The organism is Mesobacillus sp. ABV4_180 (assembly GCF_056158485.1).
Genome location: NZ_JBSWTJ010000001.1, coordinates 3,609,639 through 3,623,042, shown reverse-complemented (window position 1 = coordinate 3,623,042; position 13,404 = coordinate 3,609,639). Strand labels below are relative to the sequence as shown.

Annotated in this window: 10 protein-coding genes; 9 read left to right on the top strand and 1 reads right to left on the bottom strand. The window is 42.1% G+C overall.

The annotated features are described in order from the left end of the window. Positions 1-55: 55 nt before the first annotated feature. Positions 56-1,087, top strand: coding sequence for a sporulation integral membrane protein YtvI (gene ytvI, locus ACXAEA_RS18495; protein ID WP_475097327.1), 1,032 nt, complete (start codon positions 56-58; stop codon positions 1,085-1,087). Positions 1,088-1,165: 78 nt separating this feature from the next. Beyond that, positions 1,166-1,345, top strand: a complete 180-nt coding sequence (locus ACXAEA_RS18490; RefSeq protein WP_475097326.1) for an H-type small acid-soluble spore protein — start codon at positions 1,166-1,168, stop codon at positions 1,343-1,345. Between the two features lie 15 nt (positions 1,346-1,360). On the opposite strand, the gene ACXAEA_RS18485 is transcribed toward ACXAEA_RS18490, so the two are convergent. Next, entirely contained in the window at positions 1,361-2,635 is a 1,275-nt protein-coding gene (locus ACXAEA_RS18485; RefSeq protein ID WP_475097325.1) for an ATP-binding protein, read from the bottom strand. Positions 2,636-2,941: 306 nt separating this feature from the next. Here ACXAEA_RS18485 and ACXAEA_RS18480 point away from each other — a divergent pair, with 306 nt between their 5' ends. From ACXAEA_RS18480 to ACXAEA_RS18450, 7 genes are read left to right on the top strand one after another with little or no spacing between them, the layout of a single operon-like run. Next, positions 2,942-4,558 (top strand): GGDEF domain-containing response regulator, encoded by a 1,617-nt coding sequence (locus tag ACXAEA_RS18480; RefSeq protein WP_475097324.1) that lies wholly within the window; start codon positions 2,942-2,944, stop codon positions 4,556-4,558. Next, the gene (locus tag ACXAEA_RS18475; RefSeq protein WP_475097323.1) at positions 4,559-5,605 is read left to right on the top strand and encodes a HEAT repeat domain-containing protein; all 1,047 of its coding nucleotides are present in this window, start codon (positions 4,559-4,561) and stop codon (positions 5,603-5,605) included. Further along, positions 5,602-7,005 (top strand): glycosyltransferase family 2 protein, encoded by a 1,404-nt coding sequence (locus ACXAEA_RS18470; RefSeq protein WP_475097322.1) that lies wholly within the window; start codon positions 5,602-5,604, stop codon positions 7,003-7,005. Before ACXAEA_RS18475 ends, ACXAEA_RS18470 begins: the two co-directional genes overlap by 4 nt. Continuing rightward, on the top strand, positions 7,002-7,688 hold the full coding sequence (locus ACXAEA_RS18465; RefSeq protein WP_475097321.1) for a hypothetical protein: 687 nt from the start codon (positions 7,002-7,004) through the stop codon (positions 7,686-7,688). Before ACXAEA_RS18470 ends, ACXAEA_RS18465 begins: the two co-directional genes overlap by 4 nt. Further along, positions 7,678-10,254 (top strand): hypothetical protein, encoded by a 2,577-nt coding sequence (locus tag ACXAEA_RS18460; protein WP_475097320.1) that lies wholly within the window; start codon positions 7,678-7,680, stop codon positions 10,252-10,254. Before ACXAEA_RS18465 ends, ACXAEA_RS18460 begins: the two co-directional genes overlap by 11 nt. Continuing rightward, positions 10,254-10,634, top strand: coding sequence for a response regulator transcription factor (locus tag ACXAEA_RS18455; protein WP_475097319.1), 381 nt, complete (start codon positions 10,254-10,256; stop codon positions 10,632-10,634). The genes ACXAEA_RS18460 and ACXAEA_RS18455 overlap by 1 nt, the downstream gene beginning before the upstream one ends. After that, positions 10,612-13,068, top strand: a complete 2,457-nt coding sequence (locus ACXAEA_RS18450; RefSeq protein WP_475097318.1) for an ATP-binding protein — start codon at positions 10,612-10,614, stop codon at positions 13,066-13,068. Before ACXAEA_RS18455 ends, ACXAEA_RS18450 begins: the two co-directional genes overlap by 23 nt. The last annotated feature ends 336 nt before the right edge of the window (positions 13,069-13,404 follow it).

Genomic DNA, 13,404 nt, shown 5'->3' with positions numbered 1-13,404 from the left:
TATTTTTATAGTTCAACATAAAAAAGATTATTTACATAGGGGAGTAATGAAAGATATGTGGAAAAAATGGGTATGGATCGCAGCTGTTGCTGGGATTATTCTGTTGCTTGTTCCATACAGCCTTCCGCTCATTTTTGCTTTTTTGACGGCAGTGATGCTTGAAGGAGTAGTTCAATGGTTCATCAGGAGGTTTTCTTTTAAACGGCTGCAAGCGGTTATTGCCGTTTTTATCGGATATGTGATCATGCTGGGTGTTATTGGGTATAATCTGGTTTCGATCATTGCCCATCAGGCAGTCTCTCTGTCTCAACGGACCCCTACATTCGTAAGGGACTTTTACCGGACTGCCATTCTCCCCTTGATGGGCAAATGGGAGTTTTATTCTAAAAATTTTCCGATTGAAGTGATTACACAAATTGAGGATACGATCGAAAAGAATGTCAATTCGCTTGATTCTTTCCTGCAGCAATTGATTGCCAGTACAATTAATCTTTTGACAGCCATTCCTGGGTTCCTGATTGAATTCCTTGTGTATCTGATTGCTTTGTTTTTAGTCAGCCTGGAATTGCCGAGGCTGAAAATGAAACTTGAATCACATTTGAAAGAGCAGACACGTCAAAAAGTTTTCCTGGTAGGCGGAGAGTTAAATAAGGCTGGAGTGGGTTTCCTAAAAGCTCAGCTGATCCTGAGTCTGGTCACCTTTGTGATGGCTATGGCAGGCTTGTCAATCCTGGGGGTCAAATACACAGGCTTGCTGTCATTATTGATTGTAATCGTCGATATATTGCCGATCCTCGGGACGGGATCGGTGCTTGTCCCATGGGCGGTAGTCGCTATTTTGCAGGATAATAATTTTCTTGGAATCGGTCTGATTATTTTATTTTTAGTGATTACCGTCGTACGCAGGGTGATCGAACCGAAGATTTATTCTTCAAGCCTTGGGATTTCTCCGCTTGCTTCCTTGATCAGTATGTATATCGGATTGAAGCTGCTCGGAATTTCCGGGATTTTTATCGGCCCGATCCTGGTCATTATTTATGAAACTTTAAGAAAAGCGAACGTTATTCAACTGAATTTTAAGATTTAAATTAGTGGTCTTCTTTTTGGATAGTAAATCATATAAAAGCATAAATTATGTTTGTTACCAAGAAGGAGGAAAGCAGCAATGAACGTAGGCCGTGCGAAAGAAATCGTCGACTCAGCAGATATCATTAATGTGACATATAATGGGACATCCGTTATTATTCAGCATGTCGATGAGAACACAAAAATGGCGAGGATTTATTCAAAGGCAGAACCGGATGATGAAAGAGATGTACCGGTTTTGAATTTAATAGAGGAATAGAAAAACGGGAGATGATCATGTCTCCCGTTTTTCTGTCATATGAAGGGGCAATGTGATTTTGAACTGTGTGCCTTCATTTAACTTGCTTTTTACATCAATGGTGCCGTCCATTTCGTGAATAATCTTGTATACAACCATCATCCCCAGGCCGGTTCCTTTTTCAGCCTTTGTAGAAAAGTAAGGTTCCCCCAGTTGTGCGAGCTGAAGGGGGGACATGCCGCAGCCGGTATCTTCAATCGTGATTGAGGCGAAACCGTTAGCTTTTTCCCGTGAGCTGATTTGCAGATTCCCGCCATCAGGCATGGCTTCGATTCCATTTTTTATGATATTGAGAATGCATTGATGGAATTTAGATGCTTCTCCGGTTACATACAGTCCTGTCATTAAATCCTTTTTAATATTGACTGAAAAATGGTTTGCATATGGAATGATCAGTTCAAGTGCTTTCTCGATTTCTTCTTTTATACCGATGGATGATGTAATCAGGGATTGTGGCTTCGCGAAAGCCAGATAATCTTTAATGATCGTTTCAGCCCGGTCAAGTTCATCAATGGCGGTATTCAGATAAAATATCCGCTTATCTTCTTCAATGGCCGGATCCTTGAGCATCTGTAAAAATCCGCGGGTTACGGTCAGCGGATTGCGTACTTCATGGCTGACACTGGCTGCCAGCTGGGATACAACTTCGATTTTATCTGATTTGATCATCGCTTTATGCAAGTAATGATTCTGTCTGATGATTTCGATATAATATGTAACAATCAGAATTCCGCCTGACAGGGTCAATCCATAAACAATCATGAATAACGGGTTTGAAGGGTCATTGAATATCGCCGCTTTCATGAGGAAGATAAGAAATGAATAGGAAATCGCAATTCCCAAAACTGTATAGAGTTTTCTTAATAAGGGAAACTCCTTAAATTTAAGTGATATGTAAGAAATAAAGACAGTGATGGTTAGCATGTTGAAGAAGTTGATCCAGACTCCGTTGCCTCCGAATGGAATCCGTGCTGCAACAACTATGAAGAACAGTGAAATACTTGCAATTGGTCCGCCATAAAGACCCCCGACCACAACAGGTATGAGTCTTAGATCAAAAATGAAATGGTCATTTCCGATGAGAGTGAAGAACATGCAGAATAAGATTTGAATTGCTGATAAAACGATGATCATTGCTTTTCCATATTTCCGATAGACTCTCGTAAAACGGTGGATAACAATAAATTGGAACACAAAGGTAGTAATCAGGATGAAAATTAAATCCAATCCAAGAACTGTTAAAAGATCCATAGTCTATATCTCCAGTCGATTTCGGTTCTTTGTACATCCAAAGTAGATGGACAGGCATTTCAATAATAGACAAATTATTCGGATATATTACTTTTACTTTAACATAAAATTGTAGCGGATTTGTGATTTTTTTGTCTTAATTACAGTAATTCTGCAAGAAAAAGATGGGATAATGAGGAAGCGGATATTGACGAAATTTGTCTACAAGCCCATTCATAGTTGATATATAATCAAGATAAAATCTAGAATCATACTGGGACCTATACGGATAACCATTAAGCCGTTAACCTATGATGAGGTGTAAAAGTGGCGTTAGAAAAATATCAAAATTTATTATTTGAAAAAATTAAGATGCAAATTACAAGCTGGTTTGAAGCAGATTCAGATGAATCCGTTACTTATGATGAGGTTTACCGTTTTTTGCATTCTATAAAAGGGACTTCGGGAACCGTTCATCTTGGAGGATTGCTTATCATTTCGTCTAAGCTCCTTGAGCAGCTTGAAGCTGAGGAAGGACGGGAGTGGAAGAAGAACGAATTAAGAGAATTCCTGTATGAGCTGATCAGCCTCAGTTACGAGTACGAACACTTTAAGGAAACGGATTATAAAAAGGATGAGCCATGCTGCGGAGACCTTCCTTTAGTGCAGATTATCGATGATGATGTCTCCATGCTGATTCTGTTGAAGGAAGCACTCGAGGAAAAAGGCTGGATGGTAATGACCAATACTGCCCCTGAAACAGCTGTGGCGCTATATTATGACTTGCAGCCTGATTGCCTTGTAATCGATATTGATTTACCCGCGAAGAATGGATTTCATTTATTGGAAAATATTCAGCAGCATAACCATAAGCAGTTCATTCCAAAAGTAATCATCAGCTCTCAAAATGATCGCAATACTAGAATGAATGCGTATGAAATGGGCGCGGATGATTTCATCGAAAAGCCGATAGATATTGAAGAATTTATCGTCCGGATAAACCGTCAGCTGCAAAGAAAGAAGATCTTTGATCAATCCGTTCTCATCGATGAACTGACCCAGGTTTATAACCGAAGATTTTTGTTTGATCTGATGGAGCGTTATATAAATGATTTCAAGCGTTCAGGCAATCCTTTTACACTGGCTCTCCTTGATCTTGATTTTTTTAAAAAAATCAATGATACATACGGGCATGTGACTGGTGATCGCGTTTTAGAATCCTTTGCTTCTTTCTTGAAGGAGAATCTCAGAAGTACTGACATTGCCTTCAGGTATGGAGGAGAGGAATTTGCAGTCCTATTCCCGAGGACGATCGCGGATGATGCAAAGGAAGTTGTTAAGCGGCTTCTAGATAAATTTTCAACGATTCCTTTCAGAGAAAAGGAACAAAGCTTTAGCGTCAGCTTCTCCGCAGGAATCTACATGGCCAACAATCCGGAAGAGGGCAGACTTGATGTGCTGAAGATGGCAGATCAGGCATTGTATGAAGCGAAGGAAAAGGGACGTGCCAGGGTCGAAAGTGCAAATGCAACCATTCAGCCAGCGAATAAAATCATCAATATTTCTGTCATAGATGATGATGCGATCATCCGGACACTTCTTGTAAGGGTTCTTCAAAATATTGATAATGGCAAATCCATGCTGAATATCACAGCTTATGAAAATGGCGAAAAATTCTTTGAATCAGGGCGCATTAGTGAAAAGGGAAAACATTTTCTTATTCTTGATGGCGTCATGCCAGTTATGGATGGTATTGAGGTACTGGAGCGGGTGAAGAACACTGCAAATGGTAATCAGGCTCATGTACTGATGTTAACCGGAAGAAAAACAGAATACGATATAGCCCGTGCCCTGAAGCTGGGGGCAGATGACTATGTGACAAAGCCGTTCAGCATTACTGAACTGCAGGCAAGGGTCCAAAGGCTGATCCAAAGGATGTTCTAGATGATAAAAGATGACATCCAGTTTCTCGTAACAGCCTTCGCTTTGTTAACAGGCATCCTTTTGATCATGCTGACATATTTAACTGCCAGAAAAGCAATCGAAATCCAGCTGCGCAAGAAAGTAGAGGATTCAAAGCGTTTAATGAATGATAAGCTGCTCCATTCCATCCTCACTGGTGATTTCCTGCGTTCTTTGCAAGCTGATACAAATGTAAAGAGAATCGCTATGGAAGAACTGCTGAGCCATTATGCAGAAATTCTGGAAGGTAATGAAGAAATCAACAATCTGAACAGGCTGGCGGAAAGCAGATTGAGCGGACATTACAGGAAAGCGTTGGTTCGGAATAAATGGAGTACGAGGATGAATGCGCTTTTCCATATCGAAGCATTCAGGATGAAAGGACTTATGGAGGACATCCTTGCGATGCTGAAGCGGAAGAGAATGACAAAAGAAGAAAAAATCAGGGTATTGACGATTTTATCCCAGCTTCAATATAAGGGGATGTTCGATTTGGTGACGAGCGAGTTCAATGACCTTTCATATCTGGATTACCGGAATATCCTATTTAGGCTTAATGATCAAGGTTTTGATCAGTTCGCCCTCGGCTTCCATTCCTGCCAGCTTCAGTTAAAATATGCCATCCTTGACCTTGTGGGCCTGAAAAGAAACCTGAATTACCTGCAATTTATCGAGACTGTTTTTTCGGTAAGCTCCGGCGAAGAAAGAGTACGTGCACTAAAAGCCCTCGCGTCGATTGGATATTCAAGAAATGTGGAACGCTATCTTCCGTTGCTGAAATCATCGAACTGGGAAGAACGTATGCTGGCCGCCCGATTAGCAGGAGAATTAAAAACTGAAAAAGCACTGCCGAAACTTGTGCAGCTTCTTCAGGATCCCTCCTGGTGGGTCCGCTCACAGGCAGGCAAGTCCATCACTTTATTTCCGCAAGGGAAAAATATCCTTCATAGTGTGATGGAAACCACCAATGACACTTTTGCCAGAGATATGGCCTGGGAATGGATCAATAAAGGAGAAAATCAGTTATGAATCTGCAAGACGTCAGCCTCTATTTTGCCTGGTTCATCATGGTATACATGATGATCGTCATCACCTTCTATTCGATTGTCATGCTGATTTCGGTTATCGAGCTGAGAAAAGAATACAAACTTGATAGACAAAAATCTTACAGTGACTATGCGGAAGACATTTTTACAAAACCAGTCTCGATTATCGTTCCAGCATTTAATGAGGAAGCGGGGATTGTCCACAGCATCCGCTCACTTCTCAGTATCAATTATCCTGTATTCGAGATTGTTGTCGTGAACGATGGTTCTTCGGACATGACACTGGAAAAAGTGATTCAGCATTATGATATGAAAGAAATCCAGAAGGTCATTCGCCGCCAAGTGGATTCAAAGCCTATTAGAAAGGTCTATCAGTCCCAGGTGCTGCCTTCCCTTTTTTTAATTGATAAGGATAACGGCGGCAAAGCTGATGCGCTAAATGCCGGATTGAATTTCTCCCATTATCCTTATATTTGTTCATTGGACGGTGATTCAGTCCTTGAAAGGGACGCCTTTCTGAAGGTAATGAAGCCAATCATTGATTCAAACGAGGATGTGATTGCTTCTGGAGGGAGCATCCGGATTGCGAATGGTTGTGAAATCAAGAATGGTGAGGTCTTGAAAATCGGCTTGTCCAAAAATCCTCTCGTCATCATGCAGGTAATTGAATATTTGCGTGCATTTTTAATGGGAAGAATTGGCCTTAGCCGCCATAATTTACTGTTGATTATTTCCGGGGCATTCGGTGTATTTTCTAAATATTGGGTTGTGAAGGCAGGAGGCTACAAGACAGAAACGGTTGGAGAAGATATGGAACTCGTCGTCCGAATCCATCGGCTGCTGAAAGAAACTGGAGCAAAAAAACGGATTGTCTATGTCCCTGACCCTGTGTGCTGGACCGAGGTTCCCGAAAATATGAAATACTTAAAAAGACAAAGGCGCCGCTGGCACAGAGGTCTCTTCGAAAGCCTGTGGAATCATCGGAAATTAACGTTGAATCCAAAATATGGACAGATTGGCTTTATTTCATTTCCTTATTTTTGGATTGTTGAATTTTTTGGACCGATCGTCGAGCTTTCCGGATACCTATACGTATTAGTCTCATTATTTGTTGGCGGCATCTATCTTGAGTTCGCGATTTTGATATTTTTATTATCTTGCCTTTACGGCTCGCTTTTTTCAGCATTCGCCATTTTACTGGAGGAATGGAGCCTCAGGAAATACCCAAAAATCTCCGACTTGCTTAAGCTTTTCTTCTATTCTTTGACAGAGACAATCTGGTATCGGCCGCTCACTGTATTTTGGCGCTGTCAGGGAATCTGGCAGATCGTGCGGGGGGAAACAGGCTGGGGAGAAATGAAACGAAAAGGTGTATCCCAATGAAATCATATTTTGATAAAAAACCTCAGCTTTGGGTCCTTTTATTTGTCTCGATTGTTTTGGCCGTTCTTACAAGCCCTTTTTGGCTTTGGCAATTGAAGCCAGAGAAGACTCTTGATATCCTGATTGTTGATAAGACCGTGCCCGACCAGAGCTATCGTGAGCATAAAGGGCTCACCTGGGTGCTGAACAACGCGAAGTATAGGCAGACAGGCGGTGAGGGGTATTCTGCCGCTGATGATTACATCGGCTTCAAGCATGAAGAGAATGAATCGTTTACGGGGAATATGCTTCCAGAGGATTTAGATCAGTATAAGGTGATTTACCTTGCCGATCTATATGGAGTCTATGAAGAAGAATTTTATGGGAAAAATGAAGACGGAAGCAGGTCCAAGCAATTATATGGCGGACTGAAGTCAGAGGATGTTGATGTTTTAGAAAAAGAATTGCTCCGTGGAAATAAGACATTGATATCAGAATTCAATACTTTTGGCAGCCCTGCTGAGGAAACAGTCAGAAAACGGATGACCAATTTGCTGAATGTTACCTGGAGTGGCTGGACTGGCCGTTATTTTTCCAAACTCGAAGGAAACGAAGTTCCACACTGGATCATTAATCAATATCAATCTCAAATGGGAGTCTGGGATTTTAACGGGCCAGGTTTTGTTTTTGTAAATGAAGAATGATTTTGTTGCTGTACTTGAGAAAAAGGACATCAATGGCGAGGGACTTGAATTCAATCTTACAGGGCAAGGTTCAAAAACCTTCAAAACTGACCTGGATTCAAGCTACACATATTGGTTTGATATTGTGGAGCCTTTGAATGAGGATGAGGTCCTCGCCTTTTATAAGCTTCCAGTCAAGGAACAGGCTTTGGCTAAAATGAAGGGCTATGGGATTCCGATTGAATTTCCAGCTGTCATCAGACATCAAAACAGGCAATACACATCTTACTATTTTGCAGGTGACTATGCAGATGAAGCTGAGGTTCCCGATATTTACCAGACCTCAGGTTTAACAGAGTGGAAAAGAAATGTAAGCGGAAGAAATTCTTTCTACTGGTCCACTTATGTTCCAATGGTCAAGGAAATCCTTGCATACGGACTTCATGATTCGAAGGGGAAAATAAAACCTGAGATTGGATCAAGCGGTGTGATTCGATATAACAGCAGCACAAATAAGCAATCAATCCAGATACAGAAAAATGGAAAGTGGGAAAACCTCCTGATAAAAGGAGTGAATATCGGGATGGGAAAACCAGGGGCTTTCCCCGGTGAGGCAGCGATCACGAAAGAAGAGTACTATCGCTGGTTCCAGATGATTGGCAGCATGAATGCGAATGCCATCCGAATCTACACACTCCATCCTCCAGAATTTTATGAAGCCTTCCATGAATATAACAAGGTCGCAGAGGAGCCTCTATATTTGTTCCATGGAGCCTGGATGAACGAAGAATTGTTCGTTCAATCCCAAAATTCATTTTCGAAGGATGTCCTTGATGATTTCAAGCGTGAATTGAAGCAAATGGTTGATATTGTCCACGGCAAAGCGAACTTGCCTCCAAGTCCTGGTCATGCATCAGGAGTATATCAATATGATATTTCGCCTTATGTCTTAGGCTTTATTATTGGGACGGAATGGGACCCAGGAGCTGTCTTGAACACGAATCTTGATAATGATGGAATCGATCAGTTTTCAGGCAAATACTTTAAGACAAATAATGCCGTGCCTTTTGAAATCTGGCTTGCTGGGATGATGGAATTCACTGCAGCGTACGAGACTGAACAGTATCAATGGCAGCACAGCATCAGTTTTACGAACTGGGTTACGACGGATTTACTTAAACATCCAAGTGAACCACTTGAAACTGAGGACATGGTTTCAGTGAACCCGAACCATATTCAAAAAACGGAAGAATTCAATGCGGGGATGTTCGCTTCCTATCACGTTTACCCATATTATCCTGATTTCCTGAATTATGATAAAAAGTATCAGCAATACAAGGACAAGCAAGGGGAAACGAACCATTATGCCGGCTATTTGAATGAGCTGATCAATGCCCATCAAATGCCTGTACTGATTGCCGAATTCGGAGTGCCAGCTTCTAGAGGGCTGACGCACAAGAATGACTCCGGAATGAACCAGGGCTTTTTGACCGAGGAGCAGCAGGGGGAAATGAACAGGATTATGTTCAACTCAATGGTTGATGAAGGCTCAGCAGGCGGATTGGTGTTCTCCTGGCAGGATGAGTGGTTCAAACGGACATGGAACACACTGGATTATGACAATCCTGACCGCCGTCCATTTTGGGCCAATCGACAGACGAATGAACAGAATTTTGGACTGTTGAGTTTTGAGCCAGGCAAGAAGAGCTCGGCAATTGTAGTGGACGGCAGAAGCGAAGACTGGCTGAAGAGGGGAATCAGTCCGCTGATGACTTCAGAAACCGGGGCCATCAGGCAGGTTTTTGCAGCCTCTGATGAAGCGTATCTTTATTATCGTCTTGAGTTTGCTGAACCGCTCGATTTGGAAAAGCAGGCAACCTACCTTTTCATTGATACAATACCAGGTCAGGGGCAGCAAAGGTTCAAGATTAGTAGTGGCTCAGAAGTGAATGCTGCTTTTGGTGTTGATTTCATCATCGAGCTTGCAGGTCCAGACAAATCAAGGATTCTTGTTGACAGCTATTATGATGCTTTTTACTACCAATATGGAAAGACGTTAAAAATGATTCCTGAGGAAAAGTATGCAGAGGAGAAGAATAATGGAATCTTCCATCCTATCCGCCTTGCACTCAATAAGGAAATGATCCTGCCAGCAGATGGACGGAAAATTCCGTTCCAAGCTTATGAAACAGGTAAACTGAAATTTGGGACGGCTAACCCTGGTGATGAAAGTTTTGATTCGTTGTCCGATATAAGTATAAGTAATGATAAAAAAATGGCAGAAATCCGCATTCCGTGGCAGCTATTGAATGTGAAAGATCCAAGTACGAAAGAAATCATGGGCAACCTTTATGTACAAGGCCTTTCAGGCAGTAAAAAGATAGAAGGAATCCATTTTGCAGCTGCTGTGACAGATGGAATCAGCATTGAATCCATCATGCCTGACAATCAAGCTGACAAACTTCAAAAAGCAATTTTTTACAAATGGCCGGAATGGGAAATGCCACAGTATCATGAAAGACTGAAAAAATCGTACAGCATCATGAAAGATACGTTTAAACACACCGGGGACAAGGGGGACAATTAGTGAAAAGGCTATTGCTGGCAGAGGATGAAGAGATACTGAGAATGCTGATCGTCGATACACTTGAGGATGAAGACTATCAGGTGGATGAAGCAGTGGATGGTGAGGAGGCATTGAATCTTCTCAACAGCACGAGATATGATTTGGTCATCATTGACTACATGATGCCTGCCTATTCAGGGCTTGAAGTGATCGGTAAGGTAAGGCAGGAGGGCTTGAACATGGATACTCCAATATTGATGCTTTCTGCTAAAAGCCAGCTTACAGAACAAGAAAAAGCGATGGCAGCAGGTGCTGATTATTTCATCGCCAAGCCTTTCAGCCCGCTTGAACTTTTGGGAAAAGTGAGAGACATATTACATGAAAAAAATACAGTTCAATAAAAATAGTCTCGTACGGCGCTATATTTATTTGATGAGCGTCTTCATTGCAGCGTTCCTGGTTCTGGCTGCCATCCTTTTGTATTCCTTTTATCAGCTGAATGAGGATTATACATCCAAGAACAGAGAGCTGGAAAAGAAGGAACGAATCGTCCAGGAACTGAGCGAGGCATACAATCAGGTATTCATGGATGTCAGGGGATATATCGCCTATGGAAATAAAAATTTGAAGGAAGACGCTCTTAAAAAAGAATCCGTCATCAGGGATTTAACAAGGCAATTAAGAGAGATGGCATCGGATTACCAGGATCAGGAATTCCTGAATCATGTCGAGCTATTTACAGAATATTATTTTGTCTCTACACTGCCTGAGGCTCTTGAAAATTATGAGAATGGCAAAATCAATGAAGTAAAAGATACAGCCAACGGTGGAGCGACATACCGAATCAATAGCATCAAAAAAGAAATTAATGGCTATAACAGTGAAATCAATAATCATATCGATGCCAACTTTCAGGAACTGACAAAAATGCAGACATATGTTCAAATTGGTTTTGTTTCTTTTATTCTAGTTTTCTTGATTGTGCTGCTTCGAATTACCAGGCTTATGTTCAGTGAAATTGCCAGGCCGCTGGCAGGGTTTGCATCTGCAGCGAACGAGATTGCCAGTGGAGGCGAGGCTGTCATTGAACTCGATTCAGACCGCGACGATGAACTGGGGGTTTTATCGGTTGCTTTCAATCGAATGATTGCAAGCCTCCAGGAAAATGAACAAAATTTATTGGCTCAAAATGAAGAACTGGTTGCCCAGCAGGATGAACTTCATGCCCAGCAAATCGAGCTCCAGGAGGCTCTTGAAGTCGTCAAAGCAAATGAGCTGAAGCTCAACAGCCGGAATGAACTCATAAACAAAATTGCAAATTCGCTCGACAAGCAAGAAGTGCTGGAGAGTGTGGTCATGAATATGTGCCCGATCATCGGGGCTGAAAGGGGCATCATCGCTTTCATTCATGAAGACTCATATGCTTCATTTGGAATCTCCCCTGATGGAGTGAAGCAATTTAGGAACAATCTGTTGTTCAGCGGCATAGTCGAAAGACTGCAGGTTGACCGGAAGCCTTTCTTATTGAAAAGAGAGGCATATGAGGATGAAAAAGGTTTTCACTTAGGGAAACTGTATTCACATGATCTGTTCCTTCCCATCTTTTTATCCGGGAAAAAACTTTTGGCCGTCATGGCATTCAGCCGGTCTGATATCCCATTTGATTCAAGGAAGATGGAAGAATACGAGGCACTTGCTAAAAATGTCGGGATCGCACTAGATAAAATCAGTCTTTTCCATAAATCAGAAGAAGCGCGACGCCTTAACCAGGATATTCTGGATACGATCCAGGAAGGCGTACAGCTGGTGAATACAAAGGGAGAAATTCTTCAGGTCAACAAGCAGTTCTGTGAGTTGTTCGGCTGTCCGGACAGGCTGAAGGAAATGGACGGTTGTACATGGGAAGAGTGGACAGTTCTGCTCGGCAGATCGATTGTCAGTCCCGAGGAATTCATTGAGTTCCTGAGAAAGGAAGTAGCCAGTCATGAAAGATTCCCGTCCAGTGAAAACCACTATATTTATAAAAATAACAGCGGGCAGGTATTCAAGGTTTATTGTGAAGGACTGTTCCATGGCAGCACAAAGTTAGGGACGATTTTTGTACACCGTAACATGACAAAGGAATTCGAAGTGGACAGGATTAAATCCGAATTTGTCAGCACAGTCAGCCACGAACTGAGGACTCCGCTTGCCAGCATACTGGGCTTTACCGAACTGGTCATGACGAGAGAGCTGAAGCCTGACCGACAGAAAAAGTATCTATCCACTATTTACAATGAGGCTGGAAGGCTCACTGCTATGATCAATGATTTCCTTGATATTCAGCGGATGGAATCAGGGAAACAGGGGTATGAACGGCAGCAAATTGAATTGCTGCCAATCATCAAGAAGGTAATCGAGCTTCAGAAAATTCACTCTGAAAAGCATGTCTTAATTCTTGAAGTGCTTGGCGGAAGCGACGCTGTCATTGGGGATGCGGAAAAAATGGAACAGGCCCTTACCAACCTTGTCCATAACGCGATAAAATACTCACCCGAAGGCGGGGAAGTTCGGATTGCATTATTCGAAAAAGACGGATTTGTTAATGTTGAAATACAAGATGAAGGTCTCGGAATACCAACAGAAGCGATTGATAAAGTGTTCGATAAGTTTTACCGGGTCGACAATTCCGATCGCCGATCAATAGGTGGCACCGGCTTAGGCCTTGCCATCGTCAAAGAAATCATCCATGTTCATGATGGAGAAATCAAAGTGAAATCACATTATGGAAAAGGCAGTACCTTTACGATTTCCCTGCCTGTATCCGCAACAGTGCCTGCATTGGCCAGTAAATAGTTGAGAAGGCGGCTGATGAAGCCGCCATTATTTTTAGGTAAGTATGATGTCTCAGTGATTGGAGAGATTAACTGGCAGCAAAAAATTACAGGAAGACCTTATCGCACAAATTGAAGTGGACGATGCGGAACTTCCGATAGAGGGGTTCTAACGGACACATATTGAAGAAATCTTCTAGGGACCGTCGATAAACTTCCTCAGTAAAGTACAGGGGAGTAGAGAGCCAGTCTAAGAGATCCCCTTTCCTGCAGGCTTATCATTGGATAGTCAGGAGTGATTGGATATATACTACTTTTACAATAGATTGCATGGAAGGAGTTACATGTATGTCTCATA